The organism is Sphingomonas ginkgonis (assembly GCF_003970925.1).
In the GTDB taxonomy this organism is placed as follows: Bacteria; Pseudomonadota; Alphaproteobacteria; order Sphingomonadales; family Sphingomonadaceae; genus Sphingomicrobium; species Sphingomicrobium ginkgonis.
The window spans coordinates 1,834,629-1,854,686 of sequence record NZ_RWJF01000001.1 but is presented as its reverse complement, the minus strand read 5'-3'; the positions used below and the strand labels follow the sequence as shown (position 1 = coordinate 1,854,686).

Genomic DNA, 20,058 nt, shown 5'->3' with positions numbered 1-20,058 from the left:
CGGGCCTGAGGCCGCAGGCAACCAATTGCCGCGCCGCACGCTACTTCCATGCCCTGCGGACACGTTTGCCCGAGGGGTCAGCTTCTGCGCCGACGAGGAGACGATCATGCCCGCTAAATCGAAGGCTCAGCAGAAGGCCGCCGGCGCCGCTCTCGCCGCCAAGCGCGGCGACGCCCCTGAGTCGAAGCTGCGCGGTGCCTCCAAGCAGATGGAGGAGTCGATGACGGAAAAGGAGCTGGAAGAGCTCGCCAGCACCAAGCGCAAGGGCAAGCCGGAGTACGTCAAGCCGCGCTAGAGCCGCCATGGATGGTCACCGACCTGCTCGGCGACGCTGTCGATGCGCAGCGTGGGTGACAGGCGGATCGAGACCCCGCCGCTGCGCGCCAGTGCCGGTCCATCCAGCCGAACTAAGCGCGGGGCGCAGCCGCGTGGCAAACTCCGCTCGGCGACGACCAGGTCCGCCCGCGCGCAAGCGGCGACCAGCGTTCCCCACGGAAGGCGCTGCTGTGAGCGGAGGGCGAGAATACGCCAGCTTCGGCCGCCCCTGACGAGCTGCGCGACGCAGGCTTCGCGCGTGCAGCGGGCGTAGGTCGCGCCGGCGAGCGGCGGCAGTTCGCCGTCGAACCCCGACGATTCGCCCAGCAGGTCGCGTATGAAGTCCCCGCTCCGCTCGCGAAGAATGGCGGGGGTCCCGGCTTCGTCGACGATCGCCAGGTGCCGCCCGTCGCCAGTGACCAACAGGTCCGGCGGGCTCGTTGCGGCGGCGGCAAGGGCACCGCCCGCGATTGGCAGCAGTCCCAGCCATCGCCATCGCGTCGTCCACAGGCACAGCCAGAGGCCGCCCCCAACCATCAGCGCGAACGACCAGGCGGGAATGCTCGGCACGGTCACCACGCTCCCGCTCGCCCCGGCGGTTGTCTGCGCGAGCCACAGCAGCAAGCGAATCGCAACGCCGGTCGCCTTCCATAACGGCCCGGACAGTCCAAGCGGGTCGAGCAGCAGCGCCAGCGCCTCGAGCGGCATGATCACGAAGGTCGTCAGGGGGATTGCCACCAAGTTGGCGCCAACGCCGTAGAGGCCGGCCCGGTGGAAGTGGTAGAGTGCGAAGGGCATCAGCCCCACCTCGACCGCAAGGCCAGTCAGGAACAGGCCGGCGCCGGACCGAACCGTGCGCCGGACCCAACCCTCCTCCTGCGGGCCGAGGTGGGTTCGGGCGAACCGGGTCGAGTGGAGCGCCACGATCACGGTTACCGCGGCGAAGCTCAGCTGGAAGCTGGCCCCGGCCAGTGCCTCAGGGCGGGCGAGCAGGATTAGCAGGGCCGCCACCGCGATGACTCGGAGCGACAGCGCGTCGCGGCCGAGCGCCATGCCGAGCATCACAATCAGCGCGCCGAGGCAGCTGCGTACCGTCGGCACCTGCGCGCCGGTCAGCAGCGTGTAGCCGACCCCGGTCACCGCGCCGAGCACGGCCGAGACGACTATCAGATTGAAACGGAGCGCCAGCCGCTCGCTCAGCGCCAGCAGGCGAAGGCTCGCGAACATGGCGGCTCCAATCACTGCGGCGATGTGCAGGCCACTAACTGACAGGAGGTGCGCGAGGCCGCTCCGCCGCATCGCCTCGGCATCCACCTCGGGGACGGCGCCCTGGTCGCCGCTGACGAGCGCAGTGGCGATCGCACCTTCGCTTGGGGGCAGGCGCGAGCGGATGTGGCGGTCGAGCCGCGTGCGAAGCCCGTCGAGGCTCCATCTCGGCGGCGCTGGTCGGGTGACCTCGACCGTGCCGAGCGCCCGACCGACCCCGCCGATCTGGGCGAACCACAAGTCTCGGGCGAAGTCGTGGGCTCCCGGCAGCGGCTTGGCCATGGGTGGCGTCAGGCGGGCTCGGAGGCGCACCTCAGCGCCGGCCGCGAGCAGGTCTGGGACCGCGTCCTCGGGGATGGAGATGCGCAGCCGAGGTCGGCCGGGCGCGGGTGCCAGGATTATCCGGACGACGTCGCGCGCCGCGAGCCGCTCGACGTTCTCGACCGATCCGGAGACCGCCACCACCCCCGTGCTCGTGAGGCGGGGCGCCGCCACCAGCGCGCTGCGCGCCCACAGCAAGGCGCAACCCAGCGCCATCGCCAGCCCGAACCAGCCGATCCCCCGCTCCAGCCTTCCCCCACCGGCCGCAAACCCCGCGAGCGAGGCTGCGGCCGCTATCAGCAGAAAACTCACCCACGCCGATGGTCCGGGCAGGGCCAGCCAAGCTGCGATCCCGGCGCCGAATCCGATCACGGACCAAAGCGGCAGCTGCGCGCGTTCAGCTTCCAGCACGGCCTCGATCGAGTTCCGCCATCGGGCAGCCGCGCTGGGTTCGTAACCGTCGGTTACGCCGTCCGCCGACGGTTGCCGGACATGCAAATACACCCTAGGGCCCCACCCCGCGCGATCCGGCGCCGCAATGAAAGAGGAAAGCGCGCTTGAGCGCAAGCAAGGTCGTCACCCGGTTCGCCCCCTCGCCCACCGGTTACCTTCATATCGGCGGTGCCCGGACGGCGCTGTTCAACTGGCTGTTCGCGCGTCATCACGGCGGCACCTACCTGCTGCGGATCGAGGACACGGATCGCGCCCGCTCGACCCAGGCCGCGATCGACGCCATTCTCGACGGACTGTCATGGCTCGGGATCGAGGGCGACGGCGAGCCCTATTTCCAGTCGCAGTTCGAGAAGCGGCACGCCGAGGTTGCGCACCAGCTGATCGAGCGCGGTTCCGCCTATCGCTGCTACCTGACCGCCGAGGAGCTGAAGGATCGGCGCGAAAAGGCGCAGGCCGAGCGCCGCCCGTTCCGCATCGACAGTGAATGGCGTGAGCGGACGGACGGTCCCGCCGACCAGCCATTCGTCGTCCGCCTCAAGGCGCCGAAGGACGGCGAGACGCTTATCGACGACCTGGTCCAGGGCCGGGTCACGGTCGCCAACGCCGAACTCGACGACTTCGTCCTGCTCCGCTCCGACGGCACCCCCACCTACATGCTGGCGGTCGTAGTCGATGATCATGACATGGGCGTCACCCATGTGGTCCGCGGCGACGACCACCTCAACAACGCCTTCCGCCAACTGGCGATCGTCCGCGCGATGGGCTGGCCAGAGCCGGTCTACGGGCATATCCCGCTGATCCACGGGCCGGACGGGGCGAAGCTGTCCAAGCGCCACGGTGCACTCGGGGTCGACGCCTATCGCGACGAGATGGGGATCCTGCCCGAGGCGCTCGGCAACTACCTGCTCCGTCTCGGCTGGGGCCATGGCGACGACGAGATCATCAGCCGCGAGCAGGCGATCGAGTGGTTCGACATCGACCATGTCGGCAAGAGCCCGAGCCGATTCGACCTCAAGAAGCTCGAGAACCTCAACGGCCACTATATTAGGGAAGCGGACGACGCCCGGCTGGCGACGCTCGCGGCGGCCCGTCGCGGCGGGAGGGAGGCGGAGGATCTCGCCCTGCTCGAGCGCGCCATGCCGGAACTGAAGGCCCGGGCCAAGGATCTGAACGAGTTAGCGGGTGCCGCCGACTTCCTGTTCGCAACCCGGCCGCTCGCCGTCGAGCCCGGCGCGGCAGCCCTGCTTGACGCGTCGTCCCGCCATCTTCTCGGTCAGGCCCATGCTGCACTTGCGAAGATCGAGAACTGGGACAAAGAGGGGACGGAAGAAGCGGTTCGCGCGGTGGCTGACAAGGCCGGGCTCAAGCTCGGCAAGCTTGCCCAGCCACTGCGCGCGGCGCTGACGGGTCGGACGACCAGTCCGGGGATTTTTGATGTGCTCGCCCTTCTCGGCCAGACGGAAAGCCTGGCCCGGATCGCCGACCAGATGACGGAGCAATGAAGATGTCGAACGACAGCGCCTCGCTGAACCTTGCCGGCAAGGACGTGCCGCTCCCGGTCATGTCGGGGACGGTCGGTCCCGACGTCGTCGATATCCGCAAGCTCTACGGCCAGACAGGGGCCTTCACCTACGATCCGGGCTTCACCTCGACCGCCAGTTGCCAGAGTGCGATCACCTACATCGACGGCGAGCAGGGCATCCTTCTCCACCGCGGCTACCCGATCGATCAGCTGGCCGAGAATTCGACCTTCATGGAGGTTGCCTATCTGCTGCTCCATGGCGAGCTTCCGAACAAGGACGAGCTGGACAAGTTCGTCTACACCATCAGCCGCCACACGATGGTCCACGAGCAGCTGGCGACCTTCTTCCGCGGCTTCCGGCGCGACGCGCACCCGATGGCGGTGCTGGTCGGCGTGGTCGGCGCCCTGTCGAGCTTCTACCACGACAGCACCGACATCACCGACCCCCAGCAGCGCCTGATCGCCTCGCACCGGCTGATCGCCAAGATGCCGACACTGGTCGCGATGGCCTACAAGTACAGCATCGGCCAACCGTTCCTCTATCCCGACAACAGCCTCGGCTACACCGCCAACTTCCTCCGCATGACCTTCGGCGTCCCGGCCGAACATTATGAGGTCAATCCGGTCATCGAGCGGGCAATGCGGCGGATCTTTATTCTCCATGCCGACCATGAGCAGAACGCGTCGACCTCGACTGTTCGCCTGGCCGGCTCGTCGGGCGCCAATCCGTTCGCCTGTATCGCGGCTGGCATCGCCTGCCTGTGGGGTCCCGCCCACGGCGGCGCCAACGAGGCGGCGCTGAACATGCTGCGCGAGATCGGCGACGTAAAGCGGATTCCGGAGTATATCGCCCGGGCCAAGGACAAGGACGACCCATTCCGCCTGATGGGCTTCGGCCACCGCGTCTACAAGAACTTCGACCCGCGGGCGAAGGTGATGAAGGCGACTGCCGACGAGGTGCTGAAGGAGCTCAACATCTCCGACCCCGTCCTCGATGTCGCCAAGGAACTCGAGCATATCGCGCTCAGCGACAGCTATTTCATCGACAAGAAGCTGTATCCGAATGTCGATTTCTACTCGGGCGTGATCCTCAACGCGATTGGCTTCCCGACGGAGATGTTCACCGCCCTTTTCGCGCTCGCCCGAACGGTCGGCTGGGTCGCGCAGTGGAACGAGATGATCGCCGATCCCGAACAGAAGATCGGCCGTCCGCGCCAGCTCTATACCGGCTCCGCGCAGCGCGACTACGTCCAGGTCGGCGACCGCAAGTAAGTGGCATGGCGGCCGTCGTCCCGGCGCAAGGTCGGGACTTCGGTCGTCGTGCAGTCCGGAATGATCGTGTCCCGCTGTTCCGCGGGTTTCCGCTCAGGCGGCCGGCAGCATCAGCGTGAAGCGGGCGCCTTGCCCTGCCACGCTCTCGAGATGAATGTCGCCGCCCATAGCGCGGGCCAGCCGGCGCGAGATGGCGAGGCCGAGTCCGGCGCCTTCCCTTGGCTGGCCGGCCTGCTCGAACCGCTCGAAGATGCGCTGCTGGTCCTGAAGTGCAATCCCGGGACCGCGATCCGCGATCGTGACCGAGGTAAGCGGACCGCCGCCAAAGCGTAGCTCGACCTGCCCGCCCTGGGGCGAGTGGCGGACCGCGTTGCCGATCAGGTTGACGAGGATCTGCACGATGGCGCGGGACTGCCCGCGAACCGGGAGCGCCCCACGCTCGCCGCTTGCGACCAGGTTCACGCTCCGCTCCTGCGCCCGCTTCTCGACCAGGCCGACCGCCTCCCGGGCGAGATCGCCGAGGTCGACACGGCCATCTTCTTCCGCCGGCTCCTTGCCCATCGCCCGGATCACTTCGAGCAAATGGCGCCCGGCAGCGACGATGTCGCTGGCGTAGGCCGCATAATCTGACCGCAGCGGCCCTTCGGAGCGATCGACGATCTGCTCCGCCTCGGCGATGATCCGGTCCAGCGGGCTGCGCAGCGCCTCGTCGAGCGCATGGTCCACGTCGCTGCTGGCCTGGGCAACGGCCGCGGCGGAGCGCGACGCCTCGGCGGCGGCCAGCGTGGCCCGGCCCTCGAACCCGGCGAATTGTCCTGCGGGATCGGTCAGCACCTCGGCCGCGAGCAGCAGCGGTTCGCTGCCGGCCGACCGGGGGCTAGCAGCCTGGCCGGAGAAGCCGCGTCGGCCGGCCAGCGCGACCATCAGCGGGATTGCGCCCTCTTCATCCTCCTCAAGCCGGACGAGTCGGGTGAGCGGGTTGCCGAGCGCAGCTTCCGGCGTGATCGCCAGCCAGCGCGCAAGCCCGTCGCTGATGCGGGTGATCCGAAGCTCGCGATCGGTGCTCCATTGCTCGTCCGCCGAGCTTGGCTCCGGCTCCGGCTCGGGGGCGAGCGCGAGCGCCCAGCGTGGGCTTGCGGGTGGCCGTTCGGTCCAGCGTTCGACGATCAGACGCACCTGATCGTCGGCCGGCTCTGCTCGCACCCACAGGTCGATGTCGCGGCGTGCCCCCGCGGCGATGATCGGACGCGAGATGGGCACGCCGAGCCGCCGGGCGAGCCGGGCCAGCGCGGCGAGCTGCGGCACGGCTAGCGGCTGCCCGAGCGCGGACCCGGCTTCCTGCTGCAGGCGCGCAAGCGGCTCGTCGGCTTCGACCAAGTGGCCCACCCGGTCGAGCAGACCGCCGAAGGGCGGGAGCTCAGCCGCGCTGGCCATGCAACCGGTCCGCGGCGCGACGATAGGCGGGGTTAAGACGAAGCGCGCGGCGGCAAGCCTCGGCCTGCGCGCCACTGATCTGGTCGAAGCGGCCGATTTCTCCGGCCGGGTCCTGAAGGCCGATGACCGCGCCGATCCCGGCAAACAACGAGGCTGCCGCCGGCCGCGTAACTGCCGCGATCCGCAGCAGCTCGGCGAGCCGGCCACTGCCGGGGCAGCTCAGCCTCTCCCATGCTTCGTCACCGCTGATCCCCGCTCGCTCGGCGAGTGCTGCGGTGAGCAGCCCAAGCTCGCCCTCGTCCGCGAGCGTCAGCAGCAAGGCGTCGTCGAGCTCGCCGCCAGCCTGAAGCGCGGCGATCAGCCGTCCCTCTATGGCCTCCAGCCGCAGGCCTTCGTCGTGTCGGCCGAGCAGCGCGTCGGCGGCATGGGCGAACGGCTCGTCCCCCCGCTCGGTCTCGACGGCCAGAGCCGCCGCCAGTGCATGGGCGAGCAGCACGGCGGTGTCGCCGTCGAGGTCCGCAAAATCCACCCCGACATGCCCGAAGCGGTCGCGCCGCCGCCCGCGCGCGAGGACCAGGCCCATCGCCGCCTCGGCCACGATGCTGTTGTGGTGACTAACCAGCCCTTGCACGAAGCGCGGAGTCGCACCGCCGGAAACAAGCTGATCGGCGACCCGCGCCTCGTCGGCCCGGCGCAGCAGCAGCGCGACCAATCGGTCCTGCTGCAGCAGCCCGGTCTCGCCCAGCCGCGCGCACAGGAGCGCCGCGTCCGGCTCGCCGACCGGCGGTGCGGAGCCGGGCAGCTCGACCCTAATCTCGTCGGACAGGCTTTCGACCAGCCCGAGCAGCATTGCCGTCATCAACGCCCGCTCTTGCTCGGTAAGCCGCTCGGCTTCCGGCAGGAAGAAATCGGTGCGCACGACCGCAAGCCGGCGCTCCCGCGCGGGGCGCGCAGGGTGGACCGGGCGGTCAGCCATCTCGGCAGCGATCGGCCATTCCTCTGGCAACATGCAGGTCCTGTTAGAGGAACAGGATTAACGCGGCGTCAATCGCGAATGATGCTGTGGCGCAGGTGCTGGACGAAGAAGAAACTGATGGCGGCATAAAGCGCCAGCATGCTGACCAGGGTGGCCGGCGCCTGGGCGACAAGCAGCGGCAGCGACAGCAGGATGGCGTTGCGGCGGCTGAACAGCCAGCCGTCGGCGGGCAGGTCGTCGAGCCCGCGTTCGACACGCTGCGCCTCCGCGAAGCCGGTAGCGGTCAGCGCGGTCGCCATCGCCCCCCAGCCGCTGCCGTGGCGCGACGCCCACCAGCCGGCGAACAGCAGCGCGATCCCGATCAGCGGCCAAAGCAGCCGCCGGGTCAGGAGGTTGCGCCGCAGCGGCTTCAGCCGAAGCACCGCCAATCGCTCCGCGACAAGATCGAGCGGAAGCGACAGGAGCAGCAGCACGGCCGCGGCAAGCAGCCAGCCGCGCGACAGGCAAACCGCGGCGATGCCGAGCAGCCCCACCGCGCCGGCCAGCAACCAGTCCGGCGGCACCGACCGCTCCATCAGCTTCTCGGTCGCGAACTCCTCGACGATCGGCAGGAGGAAGCGGCTGGTCCAGTCCCGCCGGACCCCGCGCGAGGCGAGCAGCAGGCGCCGCTGGAAAGTGGCGAGATCGCCCGGCCGCTCGGCCAGCAGCGGCTCCGACACGCCGGCGGGGATGCGCGCCGCGCCGGCCTGGATGGTGCGCCGAAGCAGCGTCGACTGCAGATCCCAGTCGCCCAGCATCGATGCGGTCGAGCCCAAGGTTTGCCCGGTCACCAGTGAAAGGCCGGCCCAGCGGGTCTCGCCATCGATCCGCTCGAATCGTTCGTGAAGCTCGTCGTCAGGGACGACCGCGACCACCGCGCTGTCAGCGGCGGCGATCCGTTCGACCAGGCGGATGTCGGGGGCGAGCCCGTCGGCGACATTGAGCACCAGCGCACCGGCCTCGAAACGCGATGCGGCCTCGTTGCCGTCGGTCACCGGGGTGACGGCGATCCCCTCCCCGCGCAGCCGTTCCACCGCCGCCGCCAACTCGGCCGGAATGCGCTCGACCAGCAGGACGATCGGGGTGCAGCCGGCAGCCGCGACGCAGCGCGCCTGATATTCGACCAGAGTCCGGCCGGCGAGCGGAAGCAGAGCTCGCAATCCACCCAGATCGTCTTCCTGATAAGCAGCAATCAGGGCGCCCGGCGCCATTCGTCTCTCCCACCCCTCGCCCCGCTACCTAGGCGCTTTCGCCGCCAAGGAAAGATGGTAAACTGCCCGTCATGAACCCGATCAGCCAGTCAGCGTCGCTCTCCGAGCAAGAGCCCCTGCCGCCCGTGGACGAGGCGGTGGATCCCTGGGCGGGGTTCGACCCGCAAGCGGTGCAGGCGGACTATGGCGAACAGCGCGAGACCGGCGCGGGCGGCCGGGCGGTGCTCGGCGGGGCGCTCGCCGTGCTCGCCTTCCTGTGGGTCGGCTTTGCGGCCTGGGCCGCCGGTCGGGCGCTGGGCGGGACCGCGCTGGCCCTTCCCGCCGTTGCCCAGTGGCTGGCGATCGCCGCGGGCCCGCTCGCGCTGATCGGTCTTGCCTGGCTGGTATTCGGCCGGACCCGCCGGCGCGAGGCGGAGCGCTTTACCCAGTCGGTCGTGACCATGCGGCAGGAAGCCCGTTCGCTCGAGGGCCTGCTCGGCGTCCTTCGACAGCGGATCGACGAGGAACAGCATGCGCTCACCGCCATGGCCGACCGGCTGATGCGGCTAGGCGACGAAGCCACCCACAAGCTCGCCGGGATCACGCGGGAAATGGGCTCGGGTGCGGAGACGCTCGCGCGGCACGGCGTCGCGCTCGACCGCGCGGCGGAGAACGCCCGGATCGACCTCGGCGTGCTACTCGACGATCTTCCCCGGGCCGAGGCGATTGCCCGCGCCATGGCCGAGAACCTGCGTGGCACCGGGCACGAAGCGGGGCAGCAGGCGGCGGCGCTCGAGAGCGCGCTGTCGGCCATCACCAACCGCGCCCGCGAGGCGGACCATCATGTCGGCAGCGCCGCGCACCGGCTGGTCGGCACGCTGAACCAGATCGAGAGCGCCTCTCTTGGCGCCGCGGCGCGGGTGACCGAAACCGGCGAGGCCGCCGCGCTGATCGTCGACCAGCTGCTCGACCGCACCGCGCATGCGCTCGATGAGGTCCGTCACGGCATCCACGTGCAGGCCGAGGCGGTCACTGCGCTGACCGAGCAGGCCTCCGCCGCGCTTGGGCGGGCGGGCATCGAGGCGGCCGAGACGATCGGTCAGCGGCTGCAGGGCGCCAACGCCTCGCTCGACCGGATCACCCGCCAGCTCGCCGAGCAGGATCGCGCCTCGCGCGCGCTCATCGCCGACACCGATCGCGCAATCGCCGAACTCGACCAACGCTTCGCGGTGATGGCCGACCAGGGCGATCGCCGCGCCGAGGCGGTCAGCGGCTCGCTCCGCCAGCTCCGCTCGGAGCTCGAGCATCTCACCATGCAGGCGGCCGCCAGCGACGGCTCGGTCGAGGCGCTATCGAATCGCACCGGCGCGCTGCGCGGCCTGGTCGACGGGCTCGCCGTCGACGTCCGCGACCTGATCAGCGCGGCGCTCGGCGAGGCCGAGGGCGGCGCTCAGCGGCTCGGGACCGCGGTCGCCAGCGCCAAGCCGGAGATCGAATGGATGCGCGCGGCGAGCGACGAGGCGGCGACCCGGCTTGAGGCAGCGGAGCGCGCGATGGCGGCGCAGCAGGACCGGCTGGCGGGTCTGCTCGCCTCGGTCGACGAGGGCGTCGGCTCGGCCGAAACCCGCCTTGGCTCGCTGCGTGATGCCTTGTCGGCAGCCGAGTCGGAAGCGGCGCGGCTGCAGGGCGAGACGGCCCCCGCGCTGGTCGAAGCGATGGTGCAGGTCAAGGAAGCCTCGGCGCACGCAGCCGAGCGCGCCCGCGAGGCGATTGCTGCGGTCATCCCCGACAGCGCCGAGCGGATGTCCGACGCGACCCGGGCCGCGCTGCAGAAGGCGGTCGACGAGAGCGTCGCCAGCCAGCTTCGCGAGATCGAGGACGTGGCGGTGCGCGCGGTGGAGGCGGCGCGGACGGCGTCGGAGCGGCTGACTCGCCAGATGCTTACCATCGGCCAGACCGCCAGCGCACTCGAGGAGCATATCGAACGCAACCAGCAAGCGCAGCGAGCCGGCGATAGCGAGGCCTTCGCCCGCCGCGTATCGATGCTGATCGACTCGATGAACTCGGCTTCGATCGATGTCGGCAAGATCCTTTCGGACGAAGTCGACGAGCGCAGCTGGCAGGCTTACCTCAAGGGCGATCGCGGCGCCTTCACGCGGCGCGCGGCGCGGCTCATCGGCGGTGCCGAGCAGCGCGGACTTCCGCAGCATTACGAGAACGATCGCGAGTTCCAGGCTGCGGTGAACCGCTACGTCCACGACTTCGAGGCGATGCTCCGCCGGGTCCATGCCGAGCGGGATGGTGGTCCGATCGCGGTGACGCTGATGGCGAGCGACATGGGCCGGCTCTACGCAGCGCTGGCGCCACTGGTCGATCGGAAGCGCTGACCTGCGCCCGGCGCTGGCCGCGAGCGATCAGTTCGGGTGGTAGAAGTCGAACGCGTCGGTGCCGATCCAGCCGAACGTCCAGTTGAGATAATAGAGTGCGAACAGGGCAGTCGCGACGACCGTCGTGCGCAGCAGGTGGCGCGATAGGTCGAACCGGTGCGGCGCGCTGTCGGCCTGGCCCGGGATCCGCTCCTCGCCCGCCTCCTCGCTCGTCCGCACCCCGAAGGGCAGGAGGACGAAGGCGCTGAACGTCCAGAACAGGAAGTAGATCGCGCTGATCGACGTCCACTTCATGGCAGGCGGGTGATCAGCACCTCGACCACCGGCTTCTTTCCCGTCCAGGCTGTCGCGCAGCGGCGGACGGCGAGCCGGACATTCTCCTTCAGCGCTTCCTCGTCGATCCCGGCGCCGACCGCCTTGGCCGCGCTTCCGGCGGCGTCACGGATGAAGTCCTCGCGGTCCTCCTCCACTGGCACGCCGACCGGACGGACTTGCGGCTCCCCGACCAGCGCGCCACGGCGGTCAAGCACGATCGATACGGCGATCAGCCCGGAAAAGGCGATCTTGCGCCGCTGATTGATGGTGGCGCCGTCGGAGGATAGGATCACGTCGCCGTCGAGCACCAGGCGCCCGACCCTCTCCTCGCCGATCTTGACCGGGCCATCCGGGGCGAGGCGGACCAGGTCGCCGTTGGTCTGTCGAAAATTGTACGGGATGCCCGCCGACGCCCCGAGCCGCGCCTGTTCGGCGATGTGCCGGTCCTCGCCATGAACCGGCAGCAGGATTTCGGGCCGGATCCAGCGGTACATCTGGAGCAGCTCGGGCCGACCCGGATGGCCCGAGACGTGAACATGCGCCTGGCGATCCGTGATGATCAGTGCGCCCAGGTCGCTGAGCGCGTTCATGATCCGTCTGATCGCGACCTCGTTTCCGGGGATCTGCTTGGACGAGAAGATGACCGTGTCACCCTCGCCGAGCTTGAGTTCATGCTGGCCAAAGGCGATCCGGCCAAGCGCCGCGCGCGGCTCGCCCTGGCCACCGGTCGCGATGATCATCACCTCGCGTCGCGGCAGGCGCATCGCCTCGTCGAACCGAATCGGCTCGGGGAAGTCGCGCAGATAGCCAGTCGCACGCGCCACCTTCAGGATGCGGTCAAGCGAACGGCCGGCCACGCAAACCTGGCGCCCCGTCTCGACCGCCACCCGCCCGATCGTCTCCATCCGCGCGGCGTTGGAGGCGAAGGTCGTCACGAGCATGCGGCCCGGCGCGTCCCGGCAGCTGTCGAGGAGGCCTTGGTAGACGTCCGATTCGCTGCCGCTCTCCGTCTCGGTGAAGACGTTGGTCGAGTCGCACACCAGCGCCAGCACGCCCGCGTCGCCGATCTTGGTCAGCGCCTCGGGAGTGCTCGGCTGGGCAAGCACCGGCGTTCGGTCGATCTTCCAGTCGCCTGTGTGGAAGACCTTGCCCCGGGTAGTCTCGATCAGCAGGCCGTTGGCCTCGGGAATGGAGTGGGCGAGCGGAACCCAGCGCACCTTAAACGGTCCGAGATCGACCGACGCGCCACGCTCGACGATGCGGAGCGGAACAGTGCCGGTCAGCCCCTCCTCCTCCAGCTTGCCGGCGATCAGCCCGGCCGTGAAGGGCGAGGCGTAGAGCGGCACCTGGAGGTCGGCGGCGAGGTAGGGAAGCGCCCCAATATGGTCCTCGTGACCATGCGTCAGGACAATGCCGACCAGGTCGCGCCGCCGCCGCTCAATGAAGTCGAGGTCGGGTAGGACAAGGTCGATCCCGGGGTAGTCATGATCGCTGAACGTCAGGCCGCAGTCGACCATCAGCCACTTGCCCTGCGTGCCGTAGAGATTGACGTTCATGCCAATCTCGCCCGAGCCGCCGAGCGCCAGGAAGAGAAGCTCGTCGCCGGGGGTCATGCTTTCTGAGTCACCTGCTGATGGAGGAGCGCCAGCCCCTGAATGGTCAAATCGGGCTCGAGCGCGTCGAAGGCATCGGTATGCCGATTGAACAGGACGGCGAGGCCGCCGGTCGCAACCACCGTCACGGGACGGCCGATTTCCGCCTTCACCCGCGCTAGCAGTCCTTCAATCATCGCCACATAGCCCCAGTAGATGCCGGACAGCATCTGGCTGTTGGTCGTGCGCCCGATGACGCTGCGGCTCTCCGGGGCTTCAATCGCGATCCGCGGCAGCTTGGCTGCTGCCCCGACGAGTGCGTCGAGGCTGAGATTGATCCCGGGCGCGATGATCCCGCCCTTGTAGGCTCCGCTGTAGTCGACGACCTCCAGGGTCGTCGCGGTGCCGAAATCGATGACGACCAGATCGCCGGGATATTTGGCGTGCGCGGCGATGACGTTGAGCGCGCGGTCGGCACCGACATTCTCCGGCTCGTCGACATCTAGCCGGATCGGCCACGCCGCGCTCCCCTGCCCCGCGACCAAGGCCTCGCGGTGGAAATATTTGCTCGAAAGGACCTGCAGATTGTGGAGCGCGCGCGGCACCACCGTGCCGATGATCACCGCGTCAACGTCGTCGCGGGTGAAACCCTCCAGCTCAAGCAGCTGGTGGAGCCATACCGCATACTGGTCCGCCGTCCGCCGGGGGTCGGTCGCGATCCGCCAGCGGGCACGGATCTGCCGCTCGTGGTCGACCAGTGCGAAGACCAGGTTGGTGTTGCCGGCGTCGATCGCGAGAAGCATCGGCTCGCTCTATTCTTCCTCGGACAGGACGACCAGCGCCATTTCCGCCGTGTCCTCCCACCCGAGCTTTTCGTAGAGCGGCCGGCCCTGCGCGGTGGCATGAAGGATGACGTAGCGCAGCCCGCGCCGGCGAGCCTCACCGCAGCATCGCTCCATCAGAGCCCGGGCATGGCCCTCACCGCGGTGGCCCGGCTCGACGTAGACGTTGAGGACGTAGCCGCGCCGGTCCTGGTCAGGGTGGATCGGATGCGGCGGCCACTCGATCGCCATCATCCCGCACCCGGCCACCGAAGCGCCATCCTGCTCGACGATCCAGCCGAAGTAGCTGCCGTCAGCGAGATGACGGCGCAACCACTCGCGGAACGGGCCCTCGGCCGCGTCGACCGCGCGCGGCGGCCGACCATTTTCCAGGAACATTCGGCGGCGGTGGCCGGAGATCAGGTCGAGGTCGTCCGGGGTTACCGGACGCAGGTGGCGCTCAGCCAAGGCTGACGTCTCCCGCGTGGAGGGTGCGAAGCTGTCCATCATCGGTCCGAAGCCGGAGAGCGCCGTCGGGTTCCAGCCCCTCGAACCGTCCGGCGACAAGTTCGCCGTCGCCACCGTGCACGGTCAGCCTGGTTCCCAGCGGATGCGCGCTTTCCAGCCACATCGACCGGAGCGATTCCAGGTCGCTCCGCCACAGGTTCATCGCCCGGTCCATGCTGGCGGCAAGCAGCGGGGCAAACGACTCCGGGCTGACCAGCGACACGCTGGACAGCGCCGCGGTTGGGCGATCGGCGAAGTCTGGCGCGGCCGCGAGATTGACGCCGAAGCCCGCGACAATCCGGTCCCCGCTTCGCTCGAGCAGGATGCCGCCGAGCTTGCCCGCTCCGAGCAGAAGGTCGTTCGGCCACTTGAGCATCAGCCCGGTGGCGGGCGCCGCCGCCTCGACCGCGCGGATGAGCGCGATGCCGGCCGCAAGCGAGAGCGCCTGTGCGGGCGGATCATTCGGCCCGAAAGCGATCAGCGTCGAGCCATAGAAATTGCCGGGCGGCGAGGTCCACTCGCGGCCCTGCCGGCCTCGCCCGTCCTGCTGCTCGAGCGCGACCAGCCACTCGCCGTCAGGCGCGGCGGCGTTGGCGAGCAGGTCGGCGTTGGTCGAACCGGTCCGCTCGACGAAGCGGATCCTGCTCAGCGGATCACGCTCGCGGCGTTGGCCGTCAGCGTCCCCAGCGGCCCGATCAGCAGGTAGCCCAGTGGCGAGACGATCACCGCCGCAACCATGATCAGCGCGCTCTCGATCGGCGCACGGAAGCGGCCGAGCGGCGCGGCCGCCTCGTCGAAGTACATGATCTTGACGACTTTGATGTAATAATAGGCGCCGACCACCGTACCGATGATGCCCGCCACCGCCAGCGGCACCAACCCCGCGTTGATCGCGGCCTGGAACACCATCAGCTTGGGCCAGAAACCGAATAGCGGCGGGATGCCAGCCAGGCTGAACATGAAGATGGCGAGCGCGAGCGCAAGGCCCGGCCGGGTTTGCGACAGGCCGGCGAGCCGCGAGAGGCTCTCGAACGGCGTTCCGTCCTCCTCGCGCAGCTTGAGCACGCAAAGGAAAGCGCCGAGCGTCATGACGACATAGACGGCGACGTAGAACAGCACCGACTGAGCGCCGGCGCGGCCGCCCGCGGCGAGCCCGATCAGCACGAAGCCGACGTTGTTGATTGACGAGTAGGCGAGCAATCGCTTGACGTTGGTCTGCCCGAATGCCGCGATCGCGCCGAGGAAGATAGACGCGAGCGAAGCGAAGATGACGATCTGGCGCCACGCCTCGGTCGCCGGCGCGAGCGCCTCGAGGCAGACCCGGGTCGAGAGCAGCAGCGCGGCCACCTTTGGCGCGGAGGCGAAGAAGGCGGTGACCGGCGTCGGCGCGCCCTCGTAGACGTCGGGCGTCCACATGTGGAACGGCACCGCGCTGATCTTGAAGGCGAGACCGGCGAGCAGGAAAACCAACCCAAACAGCAGCCCGATCGAGGTGGTGCCCTCGCGCACGAAGGCGGCGGCGACGCCAGTGAAGCCCGTCGTCCCGGTAAAGCCGTAGAGCAGCGAGATGCCGTACAGCAGGATGCCGCTCGCGAGCGCGCCGAGTACGAAATACTTCAGCCCCGCCTCGGCGGACCGCTCGTCCGTCCGGCGGTAGGAGGCGAGGACGTAGGCCGCGAGACTCTGCAGCTCGAGCCCGACGTAAAGGGTGATGAGGTCGCGCGCGCTGACCATCACCGCCATACCGACCGCGGAGAAGAGCAGCAGGACCGGATATTCGGCGCCATGCTCGAAGTCGCGGTCGAACCAGCCGTGCGCGGCGATGATGGCGACCGCGGCGGAAAGGAAGATGACCAGCTTGCCGAATGCCGAGAACGTGTCGGCCGCGAGGATGCCGCCGTAGATCGGGCCACTGGTCTGGGCCGGGCCGATTAGCGCGAAGCAGGCGGCGACCAGCAGAGCGACTGCGGCCGCGTGGCAGAAGGAGGAAGTGCGCCGCCAGAAAGCCGCGACCAGCATCAGCACGATGCCGCCGGTGCCCAGGAGCAGCTCGGGGAGGATGGGAGCGAACATCAGTGGTGGGCCTCGGCCGTCTGGGGCATGCCCTTGCCGGGCGTCAGGTGGGCATCGCCGGCCGGGGCAGCCTTGGCGAGGCGATGGGTCTGCAGCCACTCGATGTCGCCGCGGAATGGACGCTGGAAGCTCTCGGGATAGATACCCATCCACATGACCGCGGCGGCGATCGGCGCGAGCAGGGCCCATTCCCGCGCGGACAGGTCCGGCATGCGGGACGCCTCCTCGGTCCTGGCAGCGCCGTAGCTGATCCGCCAGTATAGGTAGAGCATGTAGGCCGCGCCCAGGATGATCCCGGTCGTCGCGAAGATCGCGCCCCAGCTCGACGCCTTGTAGGTGCCAACCATCGACAAGAATTCGCCGACGAAGCCGCTGGTCCCGGGTAGACCGACACTCGCCATGGTGAACAGCAGGAATAGCAGCGCGTAGGCGGGCATGTTGTTCGCCAGTCCGCCGTACTGAGCGATTTCGCGAGTGTGCATGCGATCGTAGATGACGCCGACGCATAAGAAGAGCGCGCCCGAAACCAGGCCGTGGCTCAGCATCACGATCATCGCGCCGTCGAGGCCCTGCACGTTGAAGGCGAATAGGCCGTAGGTAACGAACGCCATGTGGGCGACCGACGAATAGGCGATCAGCTTCTTCATGTCCCGCTGCACCAGCGCGACCAGGCTGGTGTAGACCACCGCGATCGACGACAAGGCGAAGACCAGCGGAAGGAACACTGCCGAGGCTTCCGGGAACATCGGCAGCGAGAAGCGGATGAAGCCATAGCCGCCCATCTTCAGCAGCACGCCGGCGAGGATCACCGACCCCGCCGTCGGCGCCTGGACGTGCGCATCCGGCAGCCAGGTGTGCACCGGCCACATCGGCATCTTGACCGCGAAGCTGGCGAAGAAGGCCAGCCACAGCCACCACTGCAGCGACGGGTCGAAGTTGTAGACCATCAGTTCGGGGATGCGGCTGGTGCCGGCGACGTTGATCATCACCAGCATCGCGATCAGCATCAGCACCGAGCCGAACAGCGTGTAGAGGAAGAACTTGTATGCGGCCTTGATCCGATCGGCGCCGCCCCAGATGCCGATGATCAGGTACATCGGGATGAGGCCGCCCTCGAAGAACACGTAGAAGAGCAACAAATCCTGCGCGGCGAAGACGCCGATCATCAGCGCCTCCATCAGCAGGAAGGCGGCCATATATTCGGGCACGCGCTTGGTAATGGCCTGCCAGCTCGCGCCGATGCAGATCGGCATGAGGAAGGTCGAGAGCATGATCAGCACCAGCGCGATGCCATCGATGCCGAGCGCATAGGCGAAACTGCCGCCGAGCGGGATGTTCTCGACGAACTGCCACTGCGGGCCGCCCGGGACATAGCCCGCCCACAGCACGCAGCCGAGCGCGAAGTCGACAAGGGTCGCCACCAGCGCGATCCAGCGCGCGCTGCTGGCACTGACGAACAGGCAGGCGAGCGCCGCCAGCAACGGCACCGCGATCAGTGCCGTGAGGATCGGAAAGCCCATCAGCGCGCCGCCCAGTGCATGACCCAGCCGGCCGCGGCGATCAGGCCGAGCAGCATGACGAGGGCGTAGGAATAGAGATAGCCGGACTGGAGCCGAGCGGTCGCCCGGTTGCCCGCGGCAACCAGCACCGCTGCGCCGTGCGGGCCGAAGCGGTCGATCGTCTGCTCGTCGCCACGATGCCAGAACAGCCGGCCGAACCACAGCGCCGGGCGAACGAAGACGGCATTGTAGAGCTCGTCGAAATACCATTTGTGCATGAGGAAAGTGTGCAAGCCCCCCGTGGCCGCGATGAAGCGGGCCGGTGCGTCCGGATCGAGCAGATAGTTGCGGACGGCGATGAACAGTCCGACCAGCATGACGATGGTTGGCGTGAACTTGACCAGGAATGGCAGTTGCTCGATCGCTTCCGCCAGGTGCGGATTGAACGCGAGGCTGCCCTTCCAGAACTCGCCCGCCGTTTCCGGTCCGACGAACCAATGCGCGAAGACGAAGCCGGCGAGCACCGCGCCGAGCGAGAGCAGCGCCAGCGGCACCAGCATCGGCCAGGGGCTCTCGTGCGGATGGTAGCCGCCGTCGCCGGTTACCGGCACCGCATGGGAGTCGTGCTCGCTGTCGCCATGCTCCTCGTCGGGATGGTCGTGGTGATCGCCATGAAGCGCGTGCTGGATATGCTCCGACGCGGCCCAGCGCGGCTTCTGGAAGAAGGTCAGGAAGATGAGCCGCCAGCTGTAGAAGCTGGTGAGCAGCGCCGCGAAGCTGCCGATCCAGAAGGCGATGGTTCCCTGCGTCGTGCCCGCGGCCCAGGCGCTCTCGAGGATGGCGTCCTTGGAGTAGAAGCCCGCGAAGCCGAACACGCCCTCGATTCCGACGCCGGTAATCGCCAGCGTGCCCGCGACCATCGCCGCGAAGGTGATCGGGATCGCCCGCCGCAGCGCGCCATAATAGCGCATGTCCTGCTCGTGGTGCATCGAGTGGATGACTGCGCCGGCGCCAAGGAACAGCAGCGCCTTGAAGAAGGCGTGCGTGAAGAGGTGGAACATCGCCGCGCCATAAGCGCCGACGCCCGCACCGAAGAACATGTAGCCCAGCTGCGAGCAGGTCGAATAGGCGATCACCCGCTTGATGTCGTTCTGCACGCAGCCGACCGTTGCGGCGAAGATGCAGGTCAGCGCCCCGATCCAGGTGACCACGGTCAGGGCGGTCGGCGAGACGTTGAACATCGGCGACAGGCGGCAGACCATGAACACGCCGGCGGTGACCATCGTCGCGGCATGGATCAGCGCGCTGACCGGGGTCGGGCCCTCCATCGCGTCGGGCAGCCAGGTGTGGAGGCCGAGTTGCGCCGACTTGCCCATCGCGCCGACGAACAGCAGCAGGCAGAGGAGGGTCATCGTTTCGACGGTCATCCCGGCGAAATGGATGGTCGAGCCCGCCATGCCGGGCGCGGCGGCGAGGATCGCGGGAATCGAGACGGTGCCGAACACCAGGAAGGTGCCGAAGATGCCGAGGCTGAACCCGAAGTCGCCGACGCGGTTGACGACGAAGGCCTTGAGCGCGGCGGCGTTGGCTGACGGCTTGTAATACCAGAACCCGATCAGCAGGTAGGAAGCGAGGCCCACCCCTTCCCAGCCGAAGAACATCTGCACCAGGCTGTCGGCGGTCACCAGCATCAGCATGGCGAAGGTGAACAGCGACAGATAGGCGAAGAAGCGAGGCTGGCTTGGGTCCTCCGCCATGTAGCCCCAGCTGTAGAGGTGGACGAGGCTCGAGACGCTCGTCACGACCACCAGCATCACCGCGGTCAGCGCGTCGACCCGCAGCGACCAGGCGACGTTCATGTCGCCCGAGTGAATCCAGTCGAACACCTGCACGACCTGCGCCTCGGCGGTCCCCGCGAGGAAGGACAGAAAGATCGGCCAGGACAGCGCGCAGCTGACGAACAGCGCGGCGGTGGTGATCGCCTTGGCCGGAACCTTGCCGATCCAGCGTCCGCCCAGGCCAGCGACGATCGCGGCCAGCAGCGGCAGGAAGACGATGAGAATGATGCTCTGCACG

General features: G+C 68.6%; 16 protein-coding genes. 4 read left to right on the top strand and 12 right to left on the bottom strand.

Annotation, left to right across the window (positions count from 1 at the left end):
* The first annotated feature begins 106 nt into the window (after positions 1–106).
* Positions 107–295, top strand: coding sequence for a DUF3008 family protein (locus HMF7854_RS09085; protein WP_126718803.1), 189 nt, complete (start codon positions 107–109; stop codon positions 293–295).
* On the opposite strand, the gene HMF7854_RS09080 is transcribed toward HMF7854_RS09085, so the two are convergent.
* Positions 292–2,274 (bottom strand): ComEC/Rec2 family competence protein, encoded by a 1,983-nt coding sequence (locus tag HMF7854_RS09080; RefSeq protein ID WP_239016916.1) that lies wholly within the window; start codon positions 2,272–2,274, stop codon positions 292–294. The genes HMF7854_RS09085 and HMF7854_RS09080 overlap by 4 nt on opposite strands.
* A 185-nt stretch (positions 2,275–2,459) precedes the next feature.
* Here HMF7854_RS09080 and gltX point away from each other — a divergent pair, with 185 nt between their 5' ends.
* Positions 2,460–3,857, top strand: coding sequence for a glutamate--tRNA ligase (gene gltX, locus HMF7854_RS09075; protein WP_126718802.1), 1,398 nt, complete (start codon positions 2,460–2,462; stop codon positions 3,855–3,857).
* Positions 3,858–3,859: 2 nt separating this feature from the next.
* Entirely contained in the window at positions 3,860–5,149 is a 1,290-nt protein-coding gene (locus HMF7854_RS09070) for a citrate synthase (RefSeq protein ID WP_126718801.1), read from the top strand.
* A 93-nt stretch (positions 5,150–5,242) separates the two neighbouring features.
* Here HMF7854_RS09070 and HMF7854_RS09065 read toward each other — a convergent pair whose 3' ends face one another.
* The 3 genes from HMF7854_RS09065 to HMF7854_RS09055 all read right to left on the bottom strand — a co-directional run bounded on the left by HMF7854_RS09065 (position 5,243) and on the right by HMF7854_RS09055 (position 8,809).
* Positions 5,243–6,583, bottom strand: coding sequence for a sensor histidine kinase (locus HMF7854_RS09065; RefSeq protein WP_126718800.1), 1,341 nt, complete (start codon positions 6,581–6,583; stop codon positions 5,243–5,245).
* Positions 6,567–7,559 carry a DUF2336 domain-containing protein gene (locus HMF7854_RS09060; RefSeq protein ID WP_185829221.1) on the bottom strand — a complete coding sequence of 331 codons (993 nt, stop codon included), beginning with the start codon at positions 7,557–7,559 and terminating at the stop codon, positions 6,567–6,569. Before HMF7854_RS09060 ends, HMF7854_RS09065 begins: the two co-directional genes overlap by 17 nt.
* Positions 7,560–7,627: 68 nt before the next feature.
* Positions 7,628–8,809: a hypothetical protein gene (locus HMF7854_RS09055; RefSeq protein ID WP_126718798.1), complete on the bottom strand. Its 1,182-nt coding sequence runs from the start codon at positions 8,807–8,809 to the stop codon at positions 7,628–7,630.
* A 71-nt stretch (positions 8,810–8,880) separates the two neighbouring features.
* On the opposite strand from HMF7854_RS09055, the gene HMF7854_RS09045 reads away from it, so the two are divergent.
* Entirely contained in the window at positions 8,881–11,175 is a 2,295-nt protein-coding gene (locus HMF7854_RS09045) for a hypothetical protein (RefSeq protein ID WP_185829220.1), read from the top strand.
* 27 nt (positions 11,176–11,202) lie between these two features.
* Here the strand turns inward: HMF7854_RS09045 and HMF7854_RS09040 are convergent, their stop codons facing one another.
* From HMF7854_RS09040 to nuoL, 8 genes are read right to left on the bottom strand one after another with little or no spacing between them, the layout of a single operon-like run.
* Positions 11,203–11,469: a DUF1467 family protein gene (locus tag HMF7854_RS09040; protein WP_126718796.1), complete on the bottom strand. Its 267-nt coding sequence runs from the start codon at positions 11,467–11,469 to the stop codon at positions 11,203–11,205.
* Positions 11,466–13,103 (bottom strand): ribonuclease J, encoded by a 1,638-nt coding sequence (locus tag HMF7854_RS09035; RefSeq protein WP_126718795.1) that lies wholly within the window; start codon positions 13,101–13,103, stop codon positions 11,466–11,468. The genes HMF7854_RS09040 and HMF7854_RS09035 overlap by 4 nt, the downstream gene beginning before the upstream one ends.
* Positions 13,100–13,885 carry a type III pantothenate kinase gene (locus tag HMF7854_RS09030; protein ID WP_126718794.1) on the bottom strand — a complete coding sequence of 262 codons (786 nt, stop codon included), beginning with the start codon at positions 13,883–13,885 and terminating at the stop codon, positions 13,100–13,102. Before HMF7854_RS09030 ends, HMF7854_RS09035 begins: the two co-directional genes overlap by 4 nt.
* A gap of 9 nt (positions 13,886–13,894) precedes the next feature.
* On the bottom strand, positions 13,895–14,371 hold the full coding sequence (locus tag HMF7854_RS09025) for a GNAT family N-acetyltransferase (protein WP_221766426.1): 477 nt from the start codon (positions 14,369–14,371) through the stop codon (positions 13,895–13,897).
* Positions 14,364–15,050, bottom strand: a complete 687-nt coding sequence (locus HMF7854_RS09020) for a biotin--[acetyl-CoA-carboxylase] ligase (protein WP_126720149.1) — start codon at positions 15,048–15,050, stop codon at positions 14,364–14,366. The genes HMF7854_RS09025 and HMF7854_RS09020 overlap by 8 nt, the downstream gene beginning before the upstream one ends.
* A gap of 5 nt (positions 15,051–15,055) precedes the next feature.
* Positions 15,056–16,483, bottom strand: a complete 1,428-nt coding sequence (gene nuoN, locus HMF7854_RS09015) for an NADH-quinone oxidoreductase subunit NuoN (protein ID WP_126718793.1) — start codon at positions 16,481–16,483, stop codon at positions 15,056–15,058.
* On the bottom strand, positions 16,483–18,006 hold the full coding sequence (locus HMF7854_RS09010) for an NADH-quinone oxidoreductase subunit M (RefSeq protein WP_126720147.1): 1,524 nt from the start codon (positions 18,004–18,006) through the stop codon (positions 16,483–16,485). The genes nuoN and HMF7854_RS09010 overlap by 1 nt, the downstream gene beginning before the upstream one ends.
* Entirely contained in the window at positions 18,003–20,057 is a 2,055-nt protein-coding gene (nuoL, locus tag HMF7854_RS09005) for an NADH-quinone oxidoreductase subunit L (protein WP_126718792.1), read from the bottom strand. The genes HMF7854_RS09010 and nuoL overlap by 4 nt, the downstream gene beginning before the upstream one ends.
* Position 20,058 lies beyond the last annotated feature (1 nt).